General features: G+C 63.9%; 24 protein-coding genes and 1 pseudogene. 6 read left to right on the top strand and 19 right to left on the bottom strand.

The annotated features are described in order from the left end of the window. The first annotated feature begins 388 nt into the window (after window positions 1-388). On the top strand, window positions 389-2,347 hold the full coding sequence (locus tag NKJ94_RS11400; protein WP_352525051.1) for a M23 family metallopeptidase: 1,959 nt from the start codon (window positions 389-391) through the stop codon (window positions 2,345-2,347). 14 nt (window positions 2,348-2,361) lie between these two features. Here the strand turns inward: NKJ94_RS11400 and NKJ94_RS11395 are convergent, their stop codons facing one another. Beyond that, window positions 2,362-3,927 carry an MFS transporter gene (locus tag NKJ94_RS11395; RefSeq protein ID WP_352525049.1) on the bottom strand — a complete coding sequence of 522 codons (1,566 nt, stop codon included), beginning with the start codon at window positions 3,925-3,927 and terminating at the stop codon, window positions 2,362-2,364. Window positions 3,928-4,094: 167 nt separating this feature from the next. Here NKJ94_RS11395 and NKJ94_RS11390 point away from each other — a divergent pair, with 167 nt between their 5' ends. Then, window positions 4,095-4,727, top strand: coding sequence for a TMEM175 family protein (locus tag NKJ94_RS11390; RefSeq protein ID WP_352525047.1), 633 nt, complete (start codon window positions 4,095-4,097; stop codon window positions 4,725-4,727). A gap of 20 nt (window positions 4,728-4,747) precedes the next feature. Here NKJ94_RS11390 and NKJ94_RS11385 read toward each other — a convergent pair whose 3' ends face one another. From NKJ94_RS11385 to NKJ94_RS11345, 9 genes are all read right to left on the bottom strand, one after another. Next, on the bottom strand, window positions 4,748-6,214 hold the full coding sequence (locus tag NKJ94_RS11385) for a L,D-transpeptidase family protein (RefSeq protein WP_352525045.1): 1,467 nt from the start codon (window positions 6,212-6,214) through the stop codon (window positions 4,748-4,750). A gap of 240 nt (window positions 6,215-6,454) precedes the next feature. After that, window positions 6,455-6,820 carry an MmcQ/YjbR family DNA-binding protein gene (locus tag NKJ94_RS11380; protein ID WP_352525043.1) on the bottom strand — a complete coding sequence of 122 codons (366 nt, stop codon included), beginning with the start codon at window positions 6,818-6,820 and terminating at the stop codon, window positions 6,455-6,457. 148 nt (window positions 6,821-6,968) lie between these two features. Then, window positions 6,969-9,575, bottom strand: coding sequence for an ATP-dependent chaperone ClpB (gene clpB, locus NKJ94_RS11375; RefSeq protein ID WP_352525041.1), 2,607 nt, complete (start codon window positions 9,573-9,575; stop codon window positions 6,969-6,971). A 237-nt stretch (window positions 9,576-9,812) separates the two neighbouring features. Continuing rightward, window positions 9,813-10,724: a DUF4167 domain-containing protein gene (locus tag NKJ94_RS11370; protein WP_352525039.1), complete on the bottom strand. Its 912-nt coding sequence runs from the start codon at window positions 10,722-10,724 to the stop codon at window positions 9,813-9,815. Between the two features lie 340 nt (window positions 10,725-11,064). Next, a complete protein-coding gene (gene prmC, locus NKJ94_RS11365) occupies window positions 11,065-11,934 on the bottom strand; it encodes a peptide chain release factor N(5)-glutamine methyltransferase (protein ID WP_352525038.1) in 870 nt (289 codons plus the stop codon). Beyond that, window positions 11,927-13,006, bottom strand: coding sequence for a peptide chain release factor 1 (gene prfA / locus NKJ94_RS11360; RefSeq protein ID WP_352525037.1), 1,080 nt, complete (start codon window positions 13,004-13,006; stop codon window positions 11,927-11,929). Before prfA ends, prmC begins: the two co-directional genes overlap by 8 nt. A 9-nt stretch (window positions 13,007-13,015) precedes the next feature. Then, window positions 13,016-15,286 (bottom strand): phosphoenolpyruvate--protein phosphotransferase, encoded by a 2,271-nt coding sequence (gene ptsP / locus NKJ94_RS11355; RefSeq protein WP_352525035.1) that lies wholly within the window; start codon window positions 15,284-15,286, stop codon window positions 13,016-13,018. Between the two features lie 181 nt (window positions 15,287-15,467). Continuing rightward, complete coding sequence (locus NKJ94_RS11350) at window positions 15,468-16,721, bottom strand: aspartate kinase (protein ID WP_352525033.1); 1,254 nt, start codon at window positions 16,719-16,721, stop codon at window positions 15,468-15,470. 76 nt (window positions 16,722-16,797) lie between these two features. Further along, the gene (locus NKJ94_RS11345) at window positions 16,798-17,487 is read right to left on the bottom strand and encodes a putative glycolipid-binding domain-containing protein (RefSeq protein ID WP_352525031.1); all 690 of its coding nucleotides are present in this window, start codon (window positions 17,485-17,487) and stop codon (window positions 16,798-16,800) included. A gap of 217 nt (window positions 17,488-17,704) precedes the next feature. Here NKJ94_RS11345 and ubiG point away from each other — a divergent pair, with 217 nt between their 5' ends. Continuing rightward, window positions 17,705-18,454, top strand: a complete 750-nt coding sequence (gene ubiG, locus NKJ94_RS11340) for a bifunctional 2-polyprenyl-6-hydroxyphenol methylase/3-demethylubiquinol 3-O-methyltransferase UbiG (protein ID WP_352525029.1) — start codon at window positions 17,705-17,707, stop codon at window positions 18,452-18,454. Window positions 18,455-18,457: 3 nt separating this feature from the next. On the opposite strand, the gene NKJ94_RS11335 is transcribed toward ubiG, so the two are convergent. Beyond that, the gene (locus tag NKJ94_RS11335; RefSeq protein ID WP_352525028.1) at window positions 18,458-19,348 is read right to left on the bottom strand and encodes a DMT family transporter; all 891 of its coding nucleotides are present in this window, start codon (window positions 19,346-19,348) and stop codon (window positions 18,458-18,460) included. A gap of 101 nt (window positions 19,349-19,449) precedes the next feature. Here NKJ94_RS11335 and NKJ94_RS11330 point away from each other — a divergent pair, with 101 nt between their 5' ends. Further along, window positions 19,450-19,935 carry a MarR family winged helix-turn-helix transcriptional regulator gene (locus tag NKJ94_RS11330; protein WP_352525026.1) on the top strand — a complete coding sequence of 162 codons (486 nt, stop codon included), beginning with the start codon at window positions 19,450-19,452 and terminating at the stop codon, window positions 19,933-19,935. A 39-nt stretch (window positions 19,936-19,974) separates the two neighbouring features. On the opposite strand, the gene NKJ94_RS11325 is transcribed toward NKJ94_RS11330, so the two are convergent. Both NKJ94_RS11325 and NKJ94_RS11320 read right to left on the bottom strand, forming a co-directional pair. After that, on the bottom strand, window positions 19,975-20,628 hold the full coding sequence (locus NKJ94_RS11325) for a Vgb family protein (RefSeq protein WP_352525024.1): 654 nt from the start codon (window positions 20,626-20,628) through the stop codon (window positions 19,975-19,977). 9 nt (window positions 20,629-20,637) lie between these two features. Further along, window positions 20,638-21,858, bottom strand: coding sequence for a helix-turn-helix domain-containing protein (locus tag NKJ94_RS11320; RefSeq protein WP_352525023.1), 1,221 nt, complete (start codon window positions 21,856-21,858; stop codon window positions 20,638-20,640). 160 nt (window positions 21,859-22,018) lie between these two features. Between NKJ94_RS11320 and NKJ94_RS11315 the strand changes: the two genes are divergently transcribed. Continuing rightward, window positions 22,019-22,744, top strand: a complete 726-nt coding sequence (locus tag NKJ94_RS11315) for an SDR family NAD(P)-dependent oxidoreductase (RefSeq protein WP_352525022.1) — start codon at window positions 22,019-22,021, stop codon at window positions 22,742-22,744. Between the two features lie 202 nt (window positions 22,745-22,946). On the opposite strand, the gene NKJ94_RS11310 is transcribed toward NKJ94_RS11315, so the two are convergent. From NKJ94_RS11310 to NKJ94_RS11295, 4 genes and pseudogenes are all read right to left on the bottom strand, one after another. Then, entirely contained in the window at window positions 22,947-23,372 is a 426-nt protein-coding gene (locus NKJ94_RS11310) for a DUF1178 family protein (protein WP_352525020.1), read from the bottom strand. Then, window positions 23,369-24,235 (bottom strand): carbon-nitrogen hydrolase family protein, encoded by an 867-nt coding sequence (locus tag NKJ94_RS11305; protein WP_352525018.1) that lies wholly within the window; start codon window positions 24,233-24,235, stop codon window positions 23,369-23,371. The genes NKJ94_RS11310 and NKJ94_RS11305 overlap by 4 nt, the downstream gene beginning before the upstream one ends. Before the next feature lie 10 nt (window positions 24,236-24,245). After that, the gene (gene grxC, locus NKJ94_RS11300; protein ID WP_352525016.1) at window positions 24,246-24,515 is read right to left on the bottom strand and encodes a glutaredoxin 3; all 270 of its coding nucleotides are present in this window, start codon (window positions 24,513-24,515) and stop codon (window positions 24,246-24,248) included. Between the two features lie 37 nt (window positions 24,516-24,552). After that, window positions 24,553-25,352 (bottom strand): annotated as a pseudogene (locus tag NKJ94_RS11295) (ComF family protein). Between the two features lie 54 nt (window positions 25,353-25,406). On the opposite strand from NKJ94_RS11295, the gene NKJ94_RS11290 reads away from it, so the two are divergent. Further along, window positions 25,407-26,279 carry a class I SAM-dependent methyltransferase gene (locus NKJ94_RS11290; protein ID WP_352525014.1) on the top strand — a complete coding sequence of 291 codons (873 nt, stop codon included), beginning with the start codon at window positions 25,407-25,409 and terminating at the stop codon, window positions 26,277-26,279. Window positions 26,280-26,284: 5 nt separating this feature from the next. Here the strand turns inward: NKJ94_RS11290 and NKJ94_RS11285 are convergent, their stop codons facing one another. Together NKJ94_RS11285 and NKJ94_RS11280 are read right to left on the bottom strand one after the other, a co-directional pair. Further along, complete coding sequence (locus NKJ94_RS11285) at window positions 26,285-26,464, bottom strand: Flp family type IVb pilin (RefSeq protein ID WP_352525013.1); 180 nt, start codon at window positions 26,462-26,464, stop codon at window positions 26,285-26,287. Between the two features lie 110 nt (window positions 26,465-26,574). Next, the gene (locus tag NKJ94_RS11280) at window positions 26,575-26,892 is read right to left on the bottom strand and encodes a hypothetical protein (RefSeq protein WP_352525012.1); all 318 of its coding nucleotides are present in this window, start codon (window positions 26,890-26,892) and stop codon (window positions 26,575-26,577) included. Window positions 26,893-26,974 lie beyond the last annotated feature (82 nt).

Here is a 26,974-nt window from a genome sequence, read left to right as displayed (position 1 = left end):
GGGGCGTCCAAAGTGTCAACAGCGATTCCGAACTTTTTTGAATTTTTTGCGACGAAAGTTGTGGCGCCGCTTTTCTGTAGCCGACTGCCGCTGCGGCATGGGGACAACGAAGCCGGCTTTCACAGTGGAGCCCTATTGCCGCCGTATTGCGGTTTGACACCAAGGCCAACGAAGCAGGCGAAAGCGCCATCCGCGCAGAGCCTTCTATAAGAGACCAAACGGCGCCTCCTATAAGAGACTAAAGAGAACCCATAGAGACAGACGTGTGATTGGGGATTTCGGCCGGGGCCAGGCGCTTCGTTGACTTCACCCGCCGTGACAGGCAAATGTCATGGCCACAACAAGAACGACAAGCCGTTCCGCCCCGGGGAAGAAGCAGCCTTTCTGGATGCCAGACACGGAAGATGTCATAGCCGACCTCGGCAACGAGCCGCCGCTGATCGCGGACGGCCGCAGCGGCCCTCCCGACCGGCGCGAGATTTCGGCGCGCTGGCTGTCGGGCACCTTCCTTACCGGCGTGACCTCGAGCGTGCTGATGGGCGTGGCGCTGTTTGCAGCGCTTGACGGCCGCCAGCAGCTGGCGACCCCGCCCGAGATCGCCGAGCTTATCAGCCTTGCCAGCGGCGACGATTCCGGCGAGGTCGCCAAGACGACCAGGTTGGTGGCATTGCGCCAGATTGCCAAGGCCAAGGACCGCCGGCGCATGGAAGTGTCGATGGTGACCAAGGTTGGCGACCGCGACGTCATCCACACCATGCCTTTCGTGCAGATCAAGATGGCGCTTGCCGCCGGTCACACGACCAGCCGTGCCTATCCGCCTTTCGACCCGATGCAGGTGTTTGGCAACGGCGACGACAATGCCGCGCAGCCGGCAGCCGCCACCGCCAGCCAGATCTATGGCGCCAAGGTCGAAAGCGAGATGAGCTTGAAGACCGTCGATTTCCCGATCGAGACGGCGGCGTTCGACGAAAAGAGCGACCTTTCTGCCGACGAGGTGGAAAAGGTGGTGCGCGAGGCCGGCACCGATCTGAGCGACGGCGCCGTCCAGGTCGCGTCGCTGCACTATGTCGACCCACAGCGATTCGGTGACGGCTTCGCCGAGAGCATGGCCGGCTCCTATGACGTCAAGATTGTCCCGGAAAACGTCTCGGTGTCGCCGCGCGCCGCCGTCGACGACCAGGCGCCGGCCTTCGCCGAAGAAATCATTCCCTTCACCAAGGATCTCGACATTGCCGAGGCCTTCACCGATTCAGGCTATACCGGCGAGGATGCCACCGGCATGGCCGAGGCGATCGCCAAATTGCTGAATGCCACGGCCCTCAAGGCCGGAACCGTGCTGCGCGTCGGGCTCGAGGTCCATGGCGACGCCGCCAAGATCGTTCGCACCAGCGTTTACGACAGGACCCAGCACATCGTCACCATCGCGCTCGACGACCACGACCAGTACGTGCCGGCGCAGGAGCCGGAGCCAAATCCCGAATTGCTGACGGCGTTCGACGATTCGCCTGCGCCCGTGGTGCGCGGCAATCTGCCGAACGTCTATGACGGCATCTACCGCACCGCCTATTCCTACGGCATGTCCAAGGCGATGACGCAGCGGCTGATCAAGTTGCTGGCATCCAGTGTCGACTTCCAGTCGCGCCTCAATCCCACGGACCGCATCGAGGTGCTGTTCTCGCAGCCCGATGGCGACGACCAGGCGTCGGACGATTCCGAACTGCTTTACGTCTCCGCGACTTTCGGCGGCGCGACGCGAAATTTCTACCGTTTCCAGATGCAGGACGGCAGCACCGACTATTTCGACGAAAACGGCAGCAGTGCCGAGCAGTTTCTGCTGCGCAATCCCTTGCCCAATGGCCGATTTACGTCCGGGTTCGGTGCCAGGCGTCACCCTATTTTGGGGTATGTGAAAATGCATACCGGCACCGACTGGGCAGCTCCGGTGGGATCGCCGATCATTGCCGCAGGCAACGGCGTCGTCGAAAAGGCCGGCTGGGCCGGCGGCTATGGCAAGCAGATCATCCTGCGCCACGCCAATGGCTACGAGACGTCCTACAATCACCAGAGCGCCTTTGCCAAGGGCATCGAGCCGGGTGTCCGCGTTCGCCAGGGTCAGGTTATCGGTTATCTCGGCTCAACCGGCCTCTCCACCGGTCCGCATCTTCATTACGAACTGATCGTCAACGGCACCAAAGTTGATTCGATGCGCGTCCGCCTGCCGGTCGGCAAGACGCTGAAAGGCGACGATCTCGTCGCCTTCAAGCGCGAGCGCGAACGTATCGACGACCTGCTCAAGCAAGAAGACAGCAATCAACTGAAGGTCGCGAGCGCCAAAATCGAAGGCTGAGCCGATTTTCCGCTTCAGCCCTGCTGATTCGCCGTGTCGCGCGACCAAGGCAGCCGCTCACCGGAAACCGTCGTCCAGGCGGTCATTGCCGAAAGCAGGCAAAGCAGCGCGGTCACCGCGGCAACGGCCGCGAATGCCGCGTCGCTGGCGGCAAGCCTTGCCGCATCGAGGCCGGGCGCCAGGCCGGCGGGCGCCGGTTCGCCGAAACCCGGAATGCCGGAGCCGGCACCCGTGCCGCGCACGGCAGCATAGACCCAGGCCGCCAGCGATCCCATCGCCGCCACGGCGATCAAGCCGCCGATGCGCGAGACGGCGTTGTTGATGCCCGAGGCCGCACCCGTATCCTTGTCCTCGACCGCCGTCATGATGGCGGTCGACAGCGGCGACACCACCAGCGCCATGCCGAGCCCCATCAGCGCCATCAGCGGGAATACCCCCAACCAGAAATTGTGGATGCCCCAATAGGCCAGCAAGGCAAGCCCGGCAAAGGCAAGAGCCACCACCAGACTGCCGCTGGCGATCGGAAAGCGAGGCCCGATGCGGTCGGACCACTGGCCGACCGGACCGGACAGCAGCGCGATCAATGCCGACAGCGGCAGGAAGATGAAGCCGACCTCGGCCGTGCTCAGCCCCCATCCGGCGATCATCAGCATCGGCAGATAGAATAGATTGGCCGACAGCGCGAAATATAGGAAGAAGGTCGCCACATTGGCACCGGCGAAAGCGCCGATCCGAAACAGCGACAGGTCGATCATCGGCTCGCGCCGCCGGCGTTCGAAGACGATGAACACGACGAGCAAAACTGCGCCGGCGGCAATACTCGGGCCGGACATCAGCCCCTCCCCGTCGCCGCTCATCGAGGTCAGGCCGTAAGCGAGCGCTCCGAACGCCAATATGGCGAGTGCTGCGCCGCCGAGATCGAGGCTGCGCTTTTCCGCTGGCGCGTCGGCAGGGACCTTGGCCAGCAGAAGATAGATCGAGACAAGACCGAGCGGCAGGTTGATGGCGAAGATCGCTCGCCAGATGCCGTCGCCGAAGGCCGACAGCACGAAGCCGCCCAGCACCGGGCCGAGCGCTGTCGTCAGCGCCGATGCCGCCGCCCAGATGCCGATCGCCCGGCCGCGTTCCTTTTTCGGATAGGCTTTGGCGATAATGGCCAGGCTGCCCGGCACCATGACGGCCGCTCCAACACCCTGGATAGCCCGAAACGCAATAAGCACCGCCGGGTTAGGCGCCAACGCGCAGGCAAGCGAGGCGGCGACGAACAGGACGATGCCGGCGACGAAGGAATGGCGCAGGCCGAAGCGATCGCCAGCGGCGCCGCCGACGAGAATGAGGGCTGAAAGCGTCAATGCATAGGCATTGGAAATCCATTGCGCCTCGGCGAGGCTGGCGCCGAGATCGACGCGGATCGCCGGCGTCGCAATGGCCAGGACCGATCCGTCGATAAAGCCCAGCGCGGAAGCCAGGATCGCGGCGATCAGCACGAACCGCCGCTGCGCCTGCGGGCAGAACGTATCGGCCGGAAGTGAGCCGGTCAGGGGAACGGCGCCGATACCGACTTTGGTTGGCGTGTGCATGCCGCCTTACCTAGACCGCCGGCACGCCGCCGACAACCGGCCAGCAGGCTGTTCTCATTGAAACCAGGCCGAACCTGACCATACAGGCAGGATTACGCCAACCCGGATGCAAACGGCAGATGCCGTGCTAGATTTCCCGCAACGCTGCAACAAGGGGGAAATACCGCATGAAACGACCGCTCGAACCCTCGGCGGAAGGACGCGGGCGCGTCGTCGGCATCACCGATGGCGTGTTCGCCATTGCGCTCACCCTGATCGTTCTCGAGATCAGGGTGCCGGCGCATGAAACAGTGCATTCCGAAGGCGAACTGATTGCAGCGGTCGCAGCACTGGCGCCGCGCTTCCTGACCTATGCGCTCAGCTTCCTGACGCTGACCATCTTCTGGTTCGGCCAGCAGGCGCAGCACGGGCTGATCGCGAAGTCCGACCGGCGGCTTGCCACGCTGAACCTCTGTTTCCTCGGCTTCATCGCCTTGCTGCCGTTCTCGACCGACCTTCTCGCCGACTTCCTCGAATTCAGAACCGCGGTGCTCGTCTACTGGCTCAATCTTTTGATGCTGGGATTAACGCTGCTCGCCAGTTGGCGCTATGCGGACAAAAACGGCTTCCTGGCGGAAGGCGTCGACGCGGAGACCACCCGAACGGTCTATCTGCGCATCGTCAAAGCGCAGATCCTGTGGGCTGTCGGGGCCGCACTCTGTCTGGTCAGCCCGTTGCTCAGCGTCGGCTTCATCCTGGTGGTGCAGCTGATCTATGCGGCGGCGCTGCGCGCGCCACTGCTGCGAAAGATCATCGGCTGAATGGAGCGAAGACGTTCAGCTCAGTCGACGAACTCCACCGTGACGCCAGGCGACACGATCTTGGCCAGCTCGCGCGCGTCCCAATTGGTCAGCCGCACGCAGCCATGGCTTTCGGTCTTGCCGATCTTCGACGGATCCGGCGTGCCGTGAATGCCGTAGGTCGGCTTGTCCAGCGCAATCCAGACCGAGCCGACCGGGCCGTTCGGCCCCGGCGGGATGGTCAGGATCCTGTCGTTTTCGCCCTGCTTGAAATTGATGTTCGGGTTATACGTGTAGTTCGGGTCAAACGCGACACGTGATACCGCATGCGTGCCGGACGGCGACGGCGTGTCCGACGAGCCAATTGTCGCCGGATAGGCGGCGACCAGCTTGCCCGCTGCATCGTAGGCGCGGACCTGCTTATTGGCCTTGTCGGCAATGATGCGCGCCACCGGCGTCGCCACCAGCCTGCCGAAATTGGCGACCTTGATGATGGTGCCAGGGCGGTTGAAATTGGCGTCCGGGTTAAGCTTCTTCAGATAGTTTTCATCCATATGGAAGCGCTCGGCGATCGCCTCCGTGACGGAGACGTAGCCCATGCGGTCGAGCTGGGCCTTTTGGCTGTAGTCCTCCGGTATCGCAGCGACATAGGGGCCGGCCGCATCCTCGGGCGTGATCGTGTAGGAGGCGAATGCATCGCCACCGGATTGCGCCAGGGCGGCCTGGATTCCGACCGCGTCGGTGGATTTCAGATTGCTGCCGGTGATTTCATTGTAGGCGGCGAGTGCCTTGTCGACATTCGAGCCGAAGCGTCCGTCGATGACGCCGGGCGAAGAACCGGCACGGTCGAGCAGCACCTGCAGCTCCGCCACATCCTGGCGGGCGCCGAGCGAAAGCGACGGGTCGACTGCCGTCTTGCCGCCGGTGTTTGGCGGCAAGGCCGCCTGATCGTTCGGCACCGTCGGCTCGACCGGCTCGATCGAGGCCTCGTTGAGCGGCTGGCGCTCGATGGTGTGCGGTTTTACCGGCTGCAGTGCCTCCGGAGAATTGTTGCCATAGCTGCCGTCATCCCGCGGCGCTTCGGGGAAGGCTTCCACCGAATTGTCGCCATAGGGGTCGTACTCGTCAGCCGGCGGTATGATGACCCTGCCCTCGTCTTCCAACTGCCTGCGGCGGAACCGCGCCGTGTCCTCAGGGTCGTCGAGATAATAGGGGTCGTCCTCGACCGGTCCGAGGTTGCGCAAGCGCTCGCGGCGCAAGGCGCGGCGGTCGAGTCTGGTCTGCGGCGGCTGGATGGCGATGACCTTGCCGGTCTCCGCATCGACGATGACGCGGTTTCCCCTGGCGTCGTAATAGATGTCGAGATTGCTGTTCTGGGCGACAAGAATGCCGCCGTCATCGGCAGCACGAACCACCCGTGGCGCGGTATCTGCCATTGGCGAGGCCATCGCATTCGACGCCAGCAGCCCGGCAGCAAGCGCTGAAAGGGTGAAGATGGTGCGCAACATGATGGCCAAAATTCTCCGGTCCGTAATTGCCGCCGCCGGCATTGTCTCTTTAGAGCGCCGCGCGTCTTTTTGGACGCGCAAAGGACGTTCTAACGCTTTAAATCTCCGCATCGTGCTTTCCGAAAATCGCATTCGATTTTCGGGCCGACGCGTAGGCGAACCCCTCTTCGCCAGCAAATCAGTTGCCAACGATAATGTTCCAATATGAACCGGGCATGAAGATGGCGGATTTCTGACCGATCAACCGGCAGCGAACCCCAATTCCTTGCGCGCCTGTTTCGTCAGCTTAAGCACGACAAGACGGTGGCTTTCGCGCAGATAATCCTTCAGCGCGCCATCATCCATGCTTTCGCTGGTCTGGCGCTGGATCCATTTCATGCCGCGTGAGGCAAGATACGGCGCCGGCCGAAGGCCCGGCTGCTCCCTCAACACGTCATAGGCGATGTCGGAGCATTTGAAGGTGACGAACGGCTCTTTGCCTTCACTCCAGCCGCCGATCGCAAAGACCTTGCCGCCGACTTTCCAGACATGGGCGCCGCCCCACTGCACGACATGGCTCGTCGAAGGCAGCGAGGCGCAGAAGCCGTTATAGTCGTCCAGCGTCATCTGCGCCCCGCCAGTGATGTTAGACCATGATCCCGAACCGAAGCGTAGCAAAAAGTGGATGCCGGTTTTCGGAAAAGATCATGGTCAAAAAAGAAGATAGGAGCCCCATCCCGATTCCATCGGGATGGAACAGGCTCTCGGCTTAAAGTCAGGCAGCCGCTTCGGTTGCCACGACTGCCGGCTTCGAGCGGAAGTTCAAGCGGTCGGACCCAGCGGTGACCTTGACGGTCGAGCCGTCGAGGATCTCGCCGAGCAGGATCTTTTCCGCCAGCGGGTCCTGCAATTCCTTCTGCATCACCCGCTTCAGCGGCCGCGCGCCATAGGCAGGGTCATAGCCCTTGGCCGCCAGCCAATCGATCGCCTCCTGATCGAGCGAAAGCGCGATCTTGCGGTCGACAAGCAGGTTTTCCAGGCGCTTGAGCTGGATCTCGACGATACGATCCATATCCTGCCGGCGCAGCCGGTGGAACAGGATCACCTCGTCGATGCGGTTGAGGAATTCCGGCCGGAACGAAGCCCTGACGACATTCATCACCTCGTCGCGCACGACGTCGACATCCTGGTCCTCGCCGAGATTGACCAGATATTCGCCGCCGAGATTGGACGTCATGATGATCAGCGTGTTGCGGAAGTCGACCGTGCGGCCCTGCCCGTCGGTCAGCCGGCCGTCGTCCAGCACCTGCAGCAGCACGTTGAACACGTCCGGATGTGCCTTCTCGATCTCGTCGAACAGCACGACCTGATAGGGCCGGCGCCGTATCGCTTCGGTCAGCGCGCCGCCCTCCTCATAGCCGACATAGCCGGGAGGCGCGCCGATCAGCCGGGCGACCGAGTGCTTCTCCATGAACTCCGACATGTCGATGCGCACCATGGCGCTCTCGTCGTCGAACAGGAAGCTGGCCAGCGCCTTCGTCAGTTCGGTCTTGCCGACGCCCGTCGGCCCGAGGAACATGAACGAGCCGAGCGGCCGGTTCGGGTCCTGCAGGCCGGCGCGCGCACGGCGTACCGCTTTCGACACCGCCTGCACCGCCTCGCCCTGGCCGACCACGCGCTTGCCGACCTCGTCTTCCATGCGCAACAGCTTGTCGCGCTCGCCTTCCAGCATCTTGTCGACCGGGATGCCCGTCCAGCGCGAGACGATATGGGCGACGTGATCGGGGCCGACCACTTCTTCGACCATGCCGGCCTTGCCATCCCTGGCTTCGGCCTGCTTCAACTGCTTTTCGAGTTCCGGAATCTTGCCATAGGCAAGTTCGCCGGCGCGCTGGAATTCACCCTTGCGCTGAGCGATGGCAAGTTCGTTGCGCGCTTCGTCGAGCTGCTTCTTGAGGTCGGCGGCAAGCCCGAGCTTCTGCTTCTCGGCCTGCCATTTCGAGGTCAGCTCCGTCGATTCCTCCTCCAGGTTCGAGAGCTCCTTCTCGAGCCGGGCGAGCCGGTCCTTCGACGCATCGTCCTTCTCGACCTTCAGCGCCTCGCGCTCGATCTTGAGCTGCATGATGCGACGGTCGATCTCGTCCAGCGCCTCGGGCTTCGAATCGACCTGCATCCTGAGCCGCGACGCGGCCTCGTCGACGAGATCGATTGCCTTGTCCGGCAAGAAGCGGTCGGCGATGTAGCGGTTGGACAGCGTTGCGGCCGCGACCAGCGCCGAATCCGAGATGCGTACCTTGTGGTGCTGCTCGTATTTCTCCTTCAGGCCGCGCAGGATCGAGACGGTGTCTTCGACTGTCGGCTCATTGACGAAGACCGGCTGGAAGCGGCGGGCAAGGGCCGCATCCTTCTCGACATGCTTGCGGTATTCGTCGAGCGTGGTGGCGCCGACGCAGTGCAGTTCGCCGCGTGCCAGGGCCGGCTTCAGCAGGTTCGACGCATCCATGGCGCCATCCGCCTTGCCGGCGCCGACCAGCGTGTGCATCTCGTCGATGAACAGGATGATGCCGCCGGCGGCAGACGTGACTTCGGAAAGCACCGCCTTCAGCCGCTCCTCGAACTCGCCGCGATATTTGGCGCCGGCAATCAGCGACCCCATGTCGAGCGCCATCAGCTGCTTGTCCTTGAGCGATTCCGGCACGTCGCCATTGACGATGCGCAGCGCCAGCCCTTCGGCGATCGCCGTCTTGCCGACACCGGGTTCGCCGATCAGCACCGGGTTGTTCTTGGTGCGGCGCGACAGCACCTGGATGGTGCGGCGGATCTCGTCGTCACGGCCGATGACCGGATCGAGCTTGCCCGCGCGGGCGTCCGCCGTCAGGTCGCGCGCGTATTTCTTCAGCGCGTCATAGCCCTGCTCGGCGCTCGCAGAATCGGCGGTACGACCCTTGCGTACGTCGTTGATGACCTGATTCAGCGCCTGCGGCGTGACACCGGCCTTGGCCAGGATGCCGGCAGTCTTGGCCGATTTTTCCATGGCGAGCGCCTGCAAAAGCCGTTCGACGGTGACGAAGCTGTCACCGGCCTTCGTGGCCAGTTCCTCGGCGGTCGAGAACACCTTGGCCAGCGGCTGCGCGAGATAGAGCTGGCCATTGCCGCCCTCGACCTTGGGCATTGCCTCCAGTGCCGTTTCGACGCCGAGCTTGACGTCACGGCCATTGCCGCCGGCGCGCTCGATCAGCGACGCAGCCAGGCCCTCGTCGTCATCGACAAGGACCTTGAGGATATGCTCGGGGGTGAATTGCTGGTGATTGCGGGAAAGCGCCATGGTTTGCGCGGACTGGATAAAACCGCGCACGCGCTCGGAATATTTTTCAAGATTCATGCCTGTCTCCTTCCGTCACCGGCCCGCTTCGCGGCACCGGATCAGATTGCGGTGACGGACCCGCCCGTTCGAGCCGGATCCTGTACACGCAAGATATGGGACGCAAACCACGGACCCTCAAGACGCCTCGACACTGGCGAACGCATAATATCCCGAGCGCGCAAACAAAAACGGCGGAGATTTCTCTCCGCCGTCTAGGGTAAAGGATGCGCTAAGATCGCCTGAACGTTTCTTCGATCAATTCTCGACGTCGGCAATAATAGGTTGACCGCCAGCGCCTTCAGCCGGCGCCGCATCGGCATTGCCAGTCTCGGCACTGTCAGGGCCGGCGTTGTCGTTGCCGCCATTTGCCTGCTCGACATCGACGCGTGGGCGACGCGGACGCCTGGGGCGGCGTGCGGGGCTGTTTTCGGCAGCGGCTTCGTTGAGCTCGGCCTGGGCGGCGAGACCCGCCGGCGAAAAGTTTTCGAATTGCGGTGCGGGCTCGCTTACAAAGACCGGCTCAGCGGCAGGCACGGGCTCCGCCTGCGCCGGCGCCTCGTCGCGCCGTGGCTGTTCGACGCGCTGTCCACCCTGCTGCTCGCCGCGCGAGCCATACTCGCCGCGCTGGCCGTAACCGCCATTGGGGCGACGGTCGCGCTGGCGTCCGCCATTGTTGTCGCGGCCGTTATTGTCACGGTTATCGCGGCCTCGGTTGTCGCGGCTGTTTTCCTGGTTCAGAGCCAGCTCGGCCGGCGTGCCATCGATGACCGGCTGCGGGCCGGCACCTTGATTGACCGTCGAACCCGATGCCTCGTTGGCATTGTTGTTGCCGGCATTGTCAAACTCGTCGCGATCCTCGTCGCCGTCATCGTCGAAATCGTCGCGATTCTGCTGGGCGTTCTGGATCGGCATCTGCGCCTGAGCGGCTGCGATGATGCGGTTATAGTGCTCTGCATGCTGGAGATAGTTTTCTGCCATCACCCGGTCCCCGGAGCTTTGCGCGTCACGGGCAAGGGTCGCGTACTTCTCGGCAATCTGCTGAGCCGATCCGCGGATCTTCACGTCCGGGCCGTTGCTCTCGTAGTTGCGCGTCAGGGGATTCGGCCCCTTACGGTTGTTGTTATTGTTGTTGCCGCCGCCGCCGCCGTTATTGTTGCGACCGCGCATGCGCCTGTTTTGCTGTTGTGGCCTCATTAGACTCTCTTCACTTTGAAATTTTCGAAAAACTCTTCACGAACGGAGGCGCTCATGCGGCCAGCCGTTTCGTTCCTTCACCGGCGTTCGCCCGCATCGATTGCGTTGGCGCCACGTGCCATCCTGTTCCGGTTACTTCACTTGCCGGACGATTCCCGCACGAAGCTTGGGCGTCGTTTGCGCAAGAAGGCAGCTATTTCCAAGGAAAACCGAATCGCTAAGAGCACTGCCTGCTTCGTCTCATCCGGTTAAGGCGACCCTAGCCGCATTCCCCGGTATTGCCAAGCGCTTTTTTCGCACTGCATCACGGGTTTCACCGTTCGAACACAAGAACCCTGTCGTTTCCGCCGAGATCACGAAACACCCCGACCGAACAGTACCCAGCTGCGGAGAATATCTCCGTAACCTGTTGGTGCTGCGTATGGCCGATCTCGACCGCAATCCTGCCTTGGAGTTCCAAATACGCTGCCGCTCCTGCGGCGATCTTCCTGTAGGGGCTCAGACCGTCCACACCGCCATCAAGGGCCTGGCGTGGATCGAAACCGCGGACCTCGTCCTGCAGATTTCCAATGTCGTCTGAGGGTATATAGGGAGGGTTTGCGGCAATTACATGGTACCGGCCAGAAACTTTTTCAAACCAGTCGGATTTGAGCGCCGTGAACCGGCCGGCGAGCCCCACTTCCCTGGCATTGCGCGTGGCGGTGGCCAGCGCCTCTTGCGAAATGTCGACGCCGGTGGCGGTCGCGGCTGGAACGGCGCTGAGCAGCGCCAGCGCGATGGCACCGGTACCGGTCCCGAGATCGAGGATGCGGCAGCCGCCTTCGCGTGCCGCCATTGCCTTGACGAAGGGCAGCACCGCCTCGACCAGCGTTTCGGTATCCGGCCGCGGCTCCAGCGTTTCCGGCGAAAGCGACAGGCGCAAGCCGTAGAATTCGCGGTAGCCGAGGATGCGGTGCACCGGCTCGCCGGCGATGCGCCGTCGCAAGGCGGCATCGATCGCTGCCGTCACGCCCGCATCGACCGTTCGCTCGGGATCGGCGATGGCTTGCGTGCGGGTCGTGCCGGAAAAATGCTCGACGATCAGCCTGGCATCGAGCGCCGGATCCGCAACCCCGGATGCGGCAAGACGGTTTCGCGCCTCCCGCAACAGTGAGGCCAGCGTGCCGGGCAGGCTGTCAGCCATCGATACCGATATCGGCGAGCAGCTTCGACTGGTGATCGGCGATCAGCGCGTCGATGATCTCGTCGAGCTCGCCCATCAACACCCGGTCGAGCTTATAGAGCGTCAGGTTGATGCGATGGTCGGTGACGCGCCCTTGCGGAAAATTATAGGTGCGGATGCGTTCCGAGCGGTCGCCCGAGCCGACCTGCGACTTGCGCGATTCGGAGCGCTCCTCGTCCGCCTTGCCGCGCTCGAGGTCGTAGAGCCTGGCGCGCAGGATCTGCATGGCCTTCGCCCGGTTCTGGTGTTGCGACTTTTCCGCCTGCACCACCATTATGCCGGTCGGCAGATGGGTGATGCGCACGGCCGAATCGGTGGTGTTGACGTGCTGGCCGCCGGAACCCGAGGCGCGCATCGTGTCGATGCGAATGTCTTCGGCCCTGATGTCGATATCGACCTCTTCGGCTTCCGGCAGCACCGCGACCGTCGCCGCCGAGGTATGGATGCGCCCGCCCGCCTCAGTCGTCGGCACGCGCTGAACGCGGTGCACGCCGGATTCGAATTTCAGATGGGCAAAGACGCCCTTGCCCGAGACGGTGGCGATGATTTCCTTATAGCCGCCGACCTCGCCCTCGCTGGCCGACGCCGTCTCGAAACGCCAGCCATGCGCCGCGGCATAGCGTTCGTACATGCGAAACAGGTCGCCGGCGAAAAGCGCCGCCTCGTCGCCGCCGGTGCCAGCGCGGATTTCGAGGATGGCGTTCTTGTCGTCTGCGGCATCCTTGGGCAACAGCAGGATCTGGATGTCCTTCTGCAGCGCCTCGATTCGATCCTTGACCTCCGGCAGATCGGCCTCGGCCAAGGCCCGCATCTCGGCGTCGGTGCCCTTGTCGGCGAGCATCGCCTCCAGATCGGCCTGTTCGCGCTCGGCGGCGCGCAGCGACCTGATCCTTGCCGCCATCTCCTGGATGTCGGCATATTCGGAGGCCATCCGGACATAGGCGTCCGCCGCCGGCCCGGCCGACATCTGCGCCTCGAGCATGTCGAGACGCTTGACGACTTGATCCATACGGTCGCGGGGCAGGTTGATCATGGCCAAATGCTATAGCGGTATAGATCGGTCGTCGGCAAAGGCCTGCAGCAGGGCCCGCATCGGCAAGCCTTGCGCCGGCGCCATCAGATTGTCGTCGAAGAACGCTTCCAGCTCGCTGAGCGGCAGTTCCGTCAGCATCGCCTTGACCGGGCCGATCGATGCCGGCGACATTGAGATCGAGCGGTAGCCAAGGCCGATCAGCGCCATCGCCGAGATCGGCTTGCCGGCGAGTTCGCCGCACAAGGTCACCGGCGTATGGTTGCGAGCCCCGGCGTCGGCAATCTGCTTCAGGACGCGCAGGAACGGCGTCGACAGCGTGTCGAAGCGGTCGGACAGTTGGGTGTTGCCGCGATCCACCGCCATGACGAACTGGAACAGGTCGTTCGAGCCGACCGAGACGAAATCGACCGCCTTCATCAGCTCGTCGAGCTGGAACAGCAGAGACGGCACCTCCAGCATCGCCCCGACCTTGAGGCTGGTCGGCAGGTGATGGGCAAAGCGCGACAAATGCCGCACCTCGCGATCGATGATCTCGCGCGCCTGCGCGATCTCGCCGAGTTCCGTCACCATTGGCAGCATCAGCTTCAGTTCGCGCCCGCCGCACGCCTTGAGCAGCGCGCGGATCTGGGTGCGCAGCAGGCCAGGCCGGTCGAGCGTCAGGCGGATGGCCCGCCAGCCGAGCGCGGGGTTCTCTTCCTGGATCGAGCCCTTGAAATAGGGCAGCACCTTGTCGCCGCCGATATCGATGGTGCGGAACGTCACCGGCTTGTCGCGCGCCGCCTCGAGCACGTCACGGTACAAGCGTTCCTGGGCTTCGGCGCGCGGAAAGGTCGAAGCGACCATGAATTGCAGCTCGGTGCGGAACAGGCCTATGCCGGCCGCACCCGCTTCGGCCAGTTGCGGCAGATCGACCGCCAGCCCGGCATTCATCAGAAGATCGACCTGGACGCCGTCCTTGGTCACCGACGGCTTCTTGCGCAGCTCGCGGTAGACCTCCTGACGCCGCGCCCGGAAACGAACCTTTTCGGCATAGGCGGCTTCGAGGTCGGGCTGCGGGCGCAGATGGATCGCGCCTTCCACGCCATCGACGATGATGGCATCGCCGTTTTCCGCCATGGAAACGGCGCCCTTCATCTGGCCGGCGACGGGTATGCCCATGGCCCGCGCCACGATGACGACGTGGCTGGTCGCCGCGCCGTCTTCCAGCACCAGTCCGCGCAGCTTGTCTCTGGGATAGTCGAGCAGCTCGGCAGCCCCCATCGAGCGGGCGACGATGATGGCGTCCTTGGGCAGCGAGGCCGCGACGTCCTCCGGACCGCGCCCCATCAGCTGCCGCAACAGCCGGTTGGCAAGATCGTCGAAATCGCTCATCCGCTCGCGCAGATACGGATCGGTCATGTGCAGCATGCGGGCACGCATGTCGCTCTGCACCTTTTCGACCGCCGCTTCGGCCGTCAGGCCGTTGCGGATCGCCTCCTCCAGCCGGCGCACCCAGCCGCGGTCGTTGGCGAACATGCGATAGGCTTCGAGCACCTGGCGATGCTCGCCCTCGAAGGCGACATCGCGGCGCTCCAGCATGTCGTCGATGGAGAGCCTGAGCGAGCCGAGGGACGTGTCGAGCCGCCTGACCTCCTCCTCGCTGTCCTCGTTGAACAGGTTGGTGACGACGATGCGCGGCTCGTGCAGCACCACATGGCCAAGGCCAACGCCTTCGTTGAAGGACAGGCCGGTAAAGCTCACCGGACGGCGCAGATCGAGCTCGAGGCCGGGCCGGGTCAGCCGCGCCAGATCGCCCGTGGCGATCATCTCGGCGATCACCATTGCCGTCGTTTCCAGGGCCTCGACCTCGTCGTCGCGATAATGGCGCATGGTCTTGTTCTGCACGACCAGAACGCCGAGCGTCCGCCCTGCCCTCAGCACCGGCACGCCGAGGAAGGAATTGTAGATTTCTTCCCCGGTCTCCGGCAGGTAGGCGAAGGCAGGATGTTCCTGTGCATTGGAGAGGTTGAGCGGCCGCGCCGAGGCCGCGATCGTGCCGACCAGGCCTTGCCCCAGCCTGAGCTGCGCCAGGTGGACGGCGGTCGGGTTCAGGCCTTCAGTGGCGTACAGCTCGAGCACCGAATCAGAGCGCAGCACATAGAGCGAGCACACCTCGGCAACCATGTTGGAGGCGATGTCGCGCACGATGCGGTCAAGCCGCTCCTGCGGCTCCAGCGGCTCTTGCATGAGCTCGCGGAGCCGTTTCAGCAAAACGCGCGGGCCACTGGCCGTATCACGCATCGCGGCTTCTTCTCCAATGGCATGTCAGCCGGCGCAGTTTCTCCTGCGGCCGGCGCTCACGCAACAACTCAATTAGAGCGCTGTGCGTCCAATTGGACGCACAAAGGACGCTCTAAGACTTTCGATCTGCTGCATCGTGCTTTCCGAAAATCGACTCCGATTTCGGGGCCGATGCAGTCTGCTACTGCTTATCCAGACCGTAGACGGAATGCAAAGTGCGAACTGCAAGTTCCGTATAGGGACCGTCGATCAGGATCGAAATCTTGATTTCGGACGTTGTGATGGCACGGATGTTGATCGACCTGTCGGCCAGCGCCTTGAAGGCGGTGGCGGCGACGCCGGCATGGCTGCGCATGCCGATGCCGATGACCGAAACCTTCGACATGCCGGCTTCCGATTGCACCACGTCATAGCCGATCGTCGCCTTCAGCCGCTCCAGCACGGCAAGCGCCTTGTCGACGTCGCCGGATGGCACGGTGAAGGTCATGTCGGTGAACTTGCCGTCCTCGGAGATGTTCTGGACGATCATGTCGACATTGATGTTGGCCTCGGCCAGCGGCCCGAAAATGCCGGCGGCGACGCCCGGCCGATCGCCGACGCGGCGCAACGAAATCTGCGCCTCGTCCTTGGCGTAGGCAATTCCGGTGACGACCTGCTGTTCCACGATCTCTTCCTCGTCGCAAATAAGCGTTCCCGGCGGATTAAGCAAATCCCCCATTCCTGGTGCGTCGGGATCGTCGAAGGACGACCGCACGAAAGTACGCACCCTGTGCACCATGGCAAGCTCGACCGAGCGCACCTGCAGGACCTTGGCGCCGAGCGAGGCCATTTCGAGCATTTCCTCAAACGAAATCTTGGCCAGCCGCCGCGCCTTCGGCTCGATGCGCGGATCGGTCGTATAGACCCCGTCGACGTCGGTGTAGATGTCGCAACGATCGGCCTTGACCGCCGCCGCGATGGCGACTGCGCTGGTATCGGAGCCGCCACGACCGAGCGTCGCGATCCGATTGTCCGGCCCGATGCCCTGGAACCCGGCAACCACCGCCACCTGGCCTTCGCCGAAGCGCTTGATCAAGAACGCGCCGTCGATGTCGAGAATGCGCGCCGCGCCATGCGCGTTGTCGGTCTTGATCGGGATCTGCCAGCCCTGCCAGGAACGGGCATGCACGCCGATATTCTGCAGCGCGATCGCCAGCAAGCCGGCGGTGACCTGCTCGCCGGCGGCGACGACGGCGTCATATTCGCGCGCATCGTGCATGGGCGAGGCCTCGCGCGTCCATTGCACGAGTTCGTTGGTCTTGCCGGCCATTGCCGAGACCACGACGGCGACCTCATGGCCGGCGTCGACCTCGCGTTTGACATGACGCGCCACATTGCGGATGCGGGCGATGTCGGCGACGGACGTTCCGCCGAATTTCATCACGATGCGCGCCATGGAAGCGAAATGCCTTTGAATGAATGCCGGACCGAAGGCCGAAAAGCGGAAAATGCGTCCGACCGGGGCCGGACGCTCAATGCGCGGCCTCCTTAGCCAAATGATCGCGGTTTCGCAAGGCGTGCTGCCGCTGCCGCCTGGGCGACACACGAGCGCAGCATCGCGCCTGCGCTACTTCTTGGCAAATGCTGCTCGCTTCAGCCCAGCTGTGCTGTGCCTCTCCACAGGCGCGGATAGTCGACGACGAAGCCAACCGGCGAGACCTCCAGCATCTCATTGTAGCCGAACAGCGGGGCGGCATAGGCGTAGTGTGCCGCATCGACGCGCTGATAGGTCTGTTCTGGCGAACGAGCCTGAGTTCGGGAAATGTCAGATAGGCTGTCGGGGCGGGCGTCGCCGTGCCGACATCGAGGGCAAAACGGCGGAGCGCCAAAAGGTTCGTAGCGGGCGTGAAGCCGAGATCGACATCGATGAGACCGTCGACTTCCACTTGGCGTTTGCCGTTCAGCGTCCATTGGCCGCCGGCAAGCAGTTCGATCTGGCAATGCAGCTCTTGCGTGCCGAGAAAGCCGTCGGCGCGCGCCGATCGTGTATGCCAGCCGGCATCGCAGTCCACCTCGTAGGCGATGCTGCACGGTTTGCCGTCCTGGACGAAAAGCGCATGTCCCCTGAGGTTCCGCCCCGAGCCCGATTCCGACAGCAGGCAAGCGTCGTGGCCTTCGAGATCGAGCCGGCACCAAAGAATGGAAGCTACCGTTTGCATCATTGTCCACTCCCTTCGAACACGATGTCTCTGCTTCGTCCGCCAGAGCATGGGTGTTTCCTTCCGGCACACCGTCAACTGACATGTGCTGACATAAATGCAGCTGGCGAAAACGCAACGCTGGCGGGCATCACAGGCTACGCGCAGTCAGGCCGTGAATTTCGCGCCTTGACATTCGCAGCCTCGCGCCCGACTTCCTAGCGTCCGAGGAGACCACGCCATGCCAGAGCCCCGACGATCGACGATCGATGCCGGAGAGGTGGAACGCTTTTCCGCCCTTGCCGCCGAATGGTGGAACCCCAACGGCAAGTTCCGCCCGTTGCATAAGTTCAACCCGATCCGGCTTGCCTATGTCCGTGACCAGGTGGCGGCCCGCTTTGGCCGCGATCCGCGTGCGGCACGGCCGTTCGAAGGCCTGCGCTTCCTCGACATCGGCTGCGGCGGCGGGCTTTTGTGCGAGCCGATGGCGCGGCTTGGCGCCGAAGTGGTCGGCGCCGATGCCTCCGCCACCAATATCGAGGTAGCAAAACTGCATGCGGCGGAAGTCGGCGTGAGCGTTGATTACCGCGCCACGACCGCGGAAGACCTGGCCGACGCCGGCGAAAAATTCGATGTCATCCTCAACATGGAAGTGGTCGAGCATGTCGCCGACATCGACCTGTTCGTGGCCAAATGCGGCGAGATGGTCAAGCCTGGCGGCATCATGTTCGTCGCCACCATCAACCGCACGCTGAAGGCTCTTGGCCTGGCTATCATCGGCGCCGAATATGTACTGCGCTGGCTGCCCCGCGGCACCCACCAGTTCGGCAAGCTGGTGCGCCCCGAGGAGCTCGAAAAGGCGCTTGCCGGCGCCAGCCTGACCGTCATCGACCGCACCGGCGTCACCTATAACCCGCTCGCCGACCGCTGGCAGCGGTCGAAGGACATGGACGTCAACTACATGGTGCTGGCGGAGAAGGCATCCGTCTGAAACTTACGCCTTCTGGCTTTGCGCCTTGGTGGTGATGAACACGCCGGCGGTGATGATGACGGCACCAGCCCAGGTCAGCAATTGATAGCGCTCGTCGAGGAAGAGCGTCCCGGCAAACAGCCCGACCGCAGCCGCCACATAGCCGATCTGGCTGAGATAGACCGGGCCGCCGACCGCTTGCAGCCGGAAGAAGAAGGCGAACATCGCCGAGGCCGATGCCGCCTGTGCTGCAGCGACCAGCGGCACGCTGCCGAGCGAGCCGAATGCGTTGCCGCCCAGCAGAACCAGAATGCCGGCAAGCAGCATCGCGGCCGCTGCCAGATGGCTGCCGACGGCAAGCTCGATCGGGCCGGTGCCTTCGGGCCAGTCGATGGTGCGGTAGATGTTGCCGGCGGCAAGGCTGACGGGGATGAGCAGGCCCATCGCAACCCAGAAAAATTCGGCTGGCTGGCCCGCTTCGCCGCGCGTTACCGCCACCATGACCGCCCCGACGAAACCGACGGCAATGCCGACGACGCCCAGCGTGGTGGGGCGCCTGACCCCGAGCAGCATCGAGAACACCAGCGTGACGACCGGCGACAGCGTGAACATGATGCCGCTGTAGCCGGCGCCCAGATGCGGAATGGCCGAAAACATCAGCAGATTGGGGATAGCGTAGGAGACGGCCGCAGTGACCAAGAAATAGCGCAGCCTGTGCGGCGTAAGCCGGATGCGCTGCCCGTTGAGCAGCAATGCGCACAAAAGCACGCCGCCGGCACCGAGCGAGATGACGAAGGCCCAGATCATGGCGGGGACGCCGGCCGCCGTCGCGATTTTGCCGAACGGCAGCGTCAGGCCGAGCAGTCCGCCGGTGACGACTAGAAGGCCAAGCGCCGAGTCCCAGAGAAATTTCATCGCACCGTCCCGTCGCCTGTTCGCGGCCCTTGGCCAATACCACAAGCTGAGGTAAGATAATAGAAAGATTCTTCACGTTGAGATACATAACGGTGAGAGACATGGATCGCGCAGCAAAAGCGATCGAGCAATGGAAAAAGGAACGGCCGGATCTCGATGTCTCGCCGATGGCCGTGCTCGGACGGTTGAACGAGGCCGCCTCGCTGATCGCGCGAGAGCGGCTGGCGCCGCTGTTTGCACGTTACGGACTGCAATCCGGAGAATTCGATGTGCTGGCGACGCTGCGTCGTTCCGGGTCTCCATACGCGCTGACGCCGACGGCTCTGTACGAGGCGACGATGGTGACGTCGGGCGCGATGACCAACCGCCTCGATCGGCTCGAGAAATCCGGCTTGATTCTGCGCGGGCCGCATCCGAACGATCGGCGCGGGATTGTCGTGCAGCTGACCGAAAAAGGTCTGGCGTTGATCGACGAGGCAATCGCCGCGCACGTTGCCAACGAGCACCAGATACTTTCAGGCCTGGCACGCCCAGAACAGATCATGCTGGCACGCCTGCTCGAAAAATTGATCGCGAGCCTAGGCTAACCCAACCGGCCAAGAGGGCCGGCCGAGAGGGTGGAAAGCTCAAATCCTGGTCGCGGAACCTCGCTTGGGCCGGCGAACGGCTCTGACCTTGCCGCTGTTGCCGCCGCCACAAAAAAACTGGTCGCCGCCATCGGATTCGAGCCCTGACACGCCTGTTCCCGGCGGCATATCGAGCTTCTCCAGGACCTTTCCCGTTTCAGGATCGATCCGCCTAACATCACTCTCCTCACCCTCCCAGGTGCCATGCCACAGTTCGCCGTCGACCCAGCTGACCCCGGTGACGACGCGATTGGAAACGATGGTGCGAAGGATTGCCCCTGTCTCGGGATCGACCTGATGAATCTTTCGGCCCCGATGCTGCCCGACCCAGAGCGTTCCTTCGGCCCAGGCGAGCCCGGAGTCACCGCCATTGCCGGGCGCCGGGATCGTCGCCAGCACCTGGCCAGTCTTCGGATCGATCTTCTGGATGCGATCCTCGGCGATCTGATAGAGGTGCTGGCCGTCGAAGGCCGTCCCAGCGTGTGCCGCGACATCGATCGAGCGCACCACTTTGCCGCTCGCTGGATCGAAGGCATTCAATCTGTCGCCTGACGCAAACCAGACATGCTCGCCGTCGAAGGTAACGCCGTCCACGTGGTCGACACCCGGAAAGGGCCCGTATTCTCGGAGGATTTCGGCTGCGGATCGTTCCATGATTGTATCCTAGTAGCCCGGCAGTGGACCGGGGAGTAACAAGATTGTCGGGAAACCCGGCACCGGCGGGGTCATCCAGCGACGCGCTCGCCCGCGGCCGAACGACTGCACATTGCCGGCCTGGGCGAGCTGCTCGAGCGCCCGCTGCACGGTACGCGAACTGGCGCCAAGCGCAATCGCCAGGGCCGAACTCGACCAAGACTCGCCGTCGGCGAGGAAAGCGAGCACCGCGGCATGATCGTCCTCGACGGGCGGCGCCAGCACGACGACCTCGCCGGCGCGGCGCGGCGCCAGCGCAAAGCCCCGCTTCGTCGCGCTCACATCGGCCAAGCTCCGAAGCTCCGCGCGAAGCCGCCCGACTTCGACCCGTAACCGTGCGCGATGTGATTCGTCCGCGTCCTTTCCCCGGAAAGCGCGCGCGATAAGCGTCGATCTTGCCACGTCCCCCGGCCAGGCTTCGCCCAGCGCACGGGCCAGCGCGAACAGCACCGGGCGGGTCGCCAGCGAGACGACAGTGTCAGCGACCCGCACGACATTGCGGCATGCATCCACCACGAGCGCCTCCGACGCCAGGAGCGCTTCGACCTCGTCGAGCAGGAGGGGCCGTTCCTCGCCACGGGCGATAAGGCGTGCCGCCGGCGTGTCCAGCACCAGCGCTGCGCTCTCCACCTCCGCGATCAGCGCGGGAATGCCGGCCGCGCGCGCCGCCCGCGCCGCCACGCCAAGTGCGGCGCGCGCAGGACCGGTCCGCAAGCGGCGGATGGCGATGCCGGCGACAGCCAGTTCGTGGGCGGCCCGCGATGCGGGTGGCAGCGGCGAGGGATCAAAGCCGTCCAGCCTGCGCTCGGCTTCGTCGAGATGGCCGATCAAGAGCAGGCGCCGAACCTCGAGGTTGCGCGCATGCGCGGCGTTGACGCGGTCGCCATGCTTTTCAAGCGTCGCCCGCGCGGCGTCGAGTGCCTTGGCCGGCCAGGTGAGGTCGCGCGAGACGAGCGCGATCTCGGCCTCGGCGACGACACACCTCGCGCGGGCCACGGCCTCCCTCGGGCTGAATGCGCGCGCCGCCCTCTTGAGGAGAACCTTCGCTCGAACCAGGTCACCAAGCTGCGCCATCGCGATGCCTCTGAGCGCAAGCGCCGGCGCGTCGTCACGCAGCGCAACCCGCTTCAAGGCGCCGAGCGGATCGCCCGCCGCGAGCGCGTACGCCGCGGCCGTGATCAGCGAGTCCATCGGAATCCCGTCACACTTGTCACTCCCATGGCTTCGATATCCGGCGCTAAGTCCATCTCACCAACCCAGTCGTAGCGAGAACGGCCACTGTAGCCAACCTGAGTTGCGCCGCGATTGTGCACTGAGTTCGAACGCAACGATAAGCACTAGGAGAGACGCAATGAAAATCGAAGGTACAACTATCCTGGTAACTGGAGCCAATCGGGGCATCGGTCGGGCACTGGTCGAGGAAGCCCTGAGCAGAGGCGCGAAGCGCGTCTTTGCCGCAACCCGCAAACCCCTGGCCCACTCGGATCGGCGTGTTACGTCCCTGGCCATGGATGTAACGAACGCTGCGCAGATCCGGGAAGCCGTCGAGAAGATCGATGCTCTCGATATCCTCATCAACAACGCCGGCGTATCGCCCTTCGATGACCTCAGCGACCGTCGTGTGCTCGAACAACAGCTCGCCGTAAATCTCTTCGGCTCGTATGATGTGACTCAGGCTCTGCTGCCGTTGCTGGCTCGGTCCCGGGGAGCGATCGTCAACATTCTGTCGCTGGCCTCGATTGCCGCCGTGCCGTTCAGTCCGGCTTACTCGGTCTCGAAGGCGGCCTCATTCTCCCTGTCACAGTCGTTGCGCACCCTCTTGGCCGGACGGGGTGTCAGCGTCCACAGGGTCCTTCCTGGCCCGGTAGACACAGACATGACACGGGGTCTGGACATAGCGAAGGCCTCTCCGGAGTCTGTCGCACGGGCAATCCTGGACGGAGTGGAGAACGGCGAGGAGGAAATCTTCCCCGATCCCATGTCGGAGTCCGTGGCGGAAGGCTGGCGCAACAGTGCGGTCAAGGCGCTTGAACGCCCAGTTTGCAGCATATGCGGAAGCAAGCCCGTCAAGCAGTAGGCATGAAAGAAGGAGCGAAACGATTACCCGCGAGGCCCATCCTTGCTGCTCGGCCTGAAACTGCGAGCGCTTGTGCAGGGGACGGCAGCATCGCCGCCCGCGGCGCCCCCGGTCGGCTGTCGCTGGCGGCGGCGCCGACCTTCACGATCATGGCGCTGCCTGGCGGAGAGATGCCTCGTTATGTCCGGAGCAAGTTGACGGATCAGTTGCGGTCGTCGGGAAAGCTTGGAATCGGCAAGAACTCGACGCCGTCCTCGGCGAGGCTCTTGGCCTCCTCCAGCGTCGCCTCGCCATAGATGCCGCGCGGATCGCTTTCGCCGAAATGGATCTTGCGCGCTTCCTCGGCAAATTTGTCGCCGACATAATCGGCGTTTTCGCGCACCTTCTCCGCCATCGCCTTGAGCTGGGCCAGCGCCTGCTTTTGCGCCTCGCCCATGGCCAGCGCGATCTTTTCCTGGCTGCGCCCGGTCGAGACGGCGGGCGCCATCAGCGCCTTCTCGACCTTGTGCGAGCCGCAGGTCGGGCAGTCGACGAAGCCGCGCTTCTTCTGGGTGTCGAAATCGTCGTTACTGCGGAACCAGGCTTCGAATTCGTGCTCATGCTCGCAGATCAGGGAAAAGCGGATCAAGAGGCAGCACCCCTAAGACGCGGCGCCTCCGCCGAACCGGCGTTGACCGCAAAATCGCGTGCGTTCTTGAGGTTCGGTATCTTCTTGCGCGCGGCGACGGACTGCGCCGGGTCGATTTCGGCGACGATCACCGCCGGCTCGTCATGCGCCGCCTCGGCGATGACGCGCCCCCAGGGATCGACGATCAGCGAATGGCCATAGGTTTCGCGGCCGTCCTCGTGCAATCCGCCTTGCGCGGCGGCAACGACATAGGCGCCGTTCTCGATGGCGCGCGCCCTGAGCAGCACATGCCAATGCGCTTCTCCGGTCTGGCGGGTGAAGGCGGCGGGCACCGAAAGCAGATCGGCGCCGGCCAGCGCCTCGGCGCGGAACAGTTGCGGAAAGCGCAGATCGTAGCAAACCGCGAAGCCAAGCTTCGCAGCCTCGATTTCGGTGACGACGGCTTCCGTCCCCGGCTCATAAGCGGCGGATTCGCGCCAGCTCTCGCCATTGTCTAGATCGACGTCGAACATATGGATCTTGTCATAGACGGCAAGGATTGCGCCGTCCGGCCCGAACAAAAGCGCGCGGTTGGCGAGCTTGCCGTCGGCGCGCAGAATGGCGGTCGAGCCGATATGCAGGAAGATGCCGAGCTCTTTGGCCAGCTTCCGCGACGTCGAGACGATGATGTCCTTGTCCTCGGAGGTGAACGAGGCGGCCCGTGCTTGGCTGTCGCGGATCAGCGCGCCGGTCATTTCCGGGGTCTGGATATAGGTCGCGCCAAGGCCTGCCGCCTCGCGCACCAGCCGTTCCAGATCGACCGCATTGCGCTCCGGGCTGGTTCCCGAACGCATCTGGATCGCCGCCGCCTTGAAAGCACCCATGGTCATGTCCTTATCTGGTCGAGCCGTTGGCGAGCAATTTGTCCAGCCGTCCTTCCGCCTCCAATTCGTGGAGATCGTCGGAGCCGCCGACATGCGTACCGCCGACGAATATCTGCGGAAAGGTGGAACGGCCGTGGGCGCGGGAGATCATTTCCTGACGCAGTTCCGGCGAGAAGGAGGCATCGTGCTCGGTATAGGCGACACCCTTCCTGTCGAGCAGCCGCTTGGCCGCCGTGCAATAGCCGCACATCATCCGCGTGTAGATCGTCACATCGACCATCGGTCAGCAATCCTGCCTCGTTCCGCTGTCATATAGGCTATATAGGCGCCGATTCGTCTGCCCGAAAGTCCCCTGGCAGCACGCGTGCGAAGGTCAGTACGTCGACCGCGCCGGCACCGCCCTTCTTCAACGCCTTGGCGACCGCGCGGACGGTGGCGCCGGTGGTGTAGACGTCGTCGATCAGCAGCACCCGGCGGCCGGCGATTTCGATCTCCGCCTCATCCGGCACTTTGAATGCGGCGCGGACATTTTCCTCGCGTTCCGGCCGCTCCAGCCCGACCTGCTGGCGCGTGAGTTTTACGCGCTTGATGGCAGAAGGCGCGAAAGGCCGATCCCCGAGCTGCGCCACCGCCCGCGCCAGTTCCGCCGACTGGTTGAACTGCCGCCTGAAGAAACGTCGCCGGTGCAGCGGCACCGGTACGATCACGTCGGCCTCGGCGACGAGCTCGGCACCGGCGCGAAGCATCCAGCGCGCCATCCACGGCGCCAGATCGGTGCGGTCCTGGTATTTCAGCCCTTGCACCATCTGGCGGGCAACGCCGGAATAGGCGACCGCCGCCCGCGCGCGCTCGAAGGGGGCTGGTCGGCTATTGCCTCTGCCGACAGGAACCCCTCGCCCATATTGTGGGTGAACGGCGTGCCCATCACCGGGCACCACGGCCGTTCCAGCAGCCTGAGTTTCGGCCAGCAGGCGCCGCACAATACGCCCGGCTGCGAGACATGGCGACGGCAGCCGGCGCAGACCGGCGGGAACAAATGGCGCGCCGGCCAGCCCAATGCCTTTCGGGCAATGCTCTTGATCGCAATACGCTTGATCTCTGGCATCGGATCGGCCACGTGGTTGGTCCTCCGCATCACTATATCAGAGAGCGAAGAACAAGGACCTGCCCATTGCAGCCTGTAATCGACACTTCGCTCTGGCTGGCGCGCAAGCGCCGCGCACTGGCCCGTCCCATCGCCGGGGCGGATTTCCTCATGCGGCGGGCGGCCGAGGATCTTGCCGACCGGCTCGGCGCCGTCGAGCGTAGGTTCGGCAACGCAGCCTCATTGTTTTGCCAGACGCCGGCAGCAGTCGAGGTGCTCGCCGAAAGCGGGAAGGTGACGGAAATCGTGCGCGTGGAGGCCGACGCCGCTTTCCTGGATGGCCGGTCGGGACTGGTGGCGCCGCCGGAAACCGTGCCATTCGAGCCGGAAAGCCTCGATCTTGCGGTGTCGCTGCTGTCGCTGCAGGCGATGAACGACATTCCCGGCATGCTGGTGCAGATCCGCCGGGCGCTGAAGCCGGACGGGCTTTTCCTCGGCGCATTCGCCGGCACTGGGACGCTTTCCGAAATGCGCGAAAGCCTGCTTGCGGCCGAGACCGAGCTCTACGGCGGCGCCAGCCCGCGTGTCATCCCGTTCACCGACGTCCGCGACGCCGGCGCGCTCCTGCAGCGCGCCGGTCTGGCGCTACCGGTTGCCGACGTCGAGACGATCACCGTGCGCTACGATTCTCTGTTTGGCCTGATCGCCGATCTGCGCGCCATGGGCGAGACCAGCGCGCTCATCGACCGCAGCAGACGGCCGGGCACGCGAGCGCTGTTCGCGCGCGCCGCCGAAATCTATGCGGAGCGGTTTTCGGACGCCGATGGCCGCGTCAGGGCGAGTTTCTCGATGGTCTGGATGTCAGGCTGGGCGCCCGATGCCTCTCAGCAAAAGCCGCTGAAGCCGGGCTCCGCAAAAATATCGCTGAAGACGATCCTGGAAAATCCCGGCGGCCCGTAAGCGGATTACTGCGCAAAAGCGTTGGCAAGCCTGCTGCTATTGTCGCTGAACAGCCACTCGATCGCGCCGGCAGCCCGGCCGATGCCAGTGACAATGGCAAGCGACAGCACGGCAACGATCAGACCATATTCGATAGCCGTCGCACCCCTCTCGTCTTCTAAAAATCGTTGCAGCAAGATTTTCATGGGCGCCGATCCCTCTTGCCGCAACCTAGCGTCGACCCCTTAAGAAAGGTTAACGCGACAGGCTTAACGGGCAGTGAAACAGCTGCATTCTCGAGATCTGTCGACGAACGTCAGCAGTCGCCGCTGCTTCTGCCATTGGTGCGTATCATACAGATCGAACTGGGCAGCGGCTGCAGCACACTCTTGCGCAGCGTGTAGCTGTCGCGCTTGCCGATCGAGCCGGTGCTCATCGTGTCAAGACCGCTGGTAAAGCTATCGCGGGCAGATTGCGACCGGGTTCGGCTGTCGAGGTAGGGTGTCGCGATCAAGGCCAGAGCCACCGCGGCCGAGCCGAACAGCAGGGTGATGCGCAATATTCCCATGCCCGCATTAGCGGCGCCAGGAAGGCGGTCGGGCCAAGGCGAGTCCCAGTCCTTGTCGAGGCTCATGCAATCGCTCCCCAGCGGTGGAATCGGGTAACCGCCTTGTGTCAATTTTTCACGGCCAGATAAATCTTTCATTAACGCTGCT

Source organism: Mesorhizobium sp. M0060 (assembly GCF_040323155.1).
Classification (GTDB): domain Bacteria; phylum Pseudomonadota; class Alphaproteobacteria; order Rhizobiales; family Rhizobiaceae; genus Mesorhizobium.
This window is presented reverse-complemented; position numbering and strand designations above follow the sequence as displayed.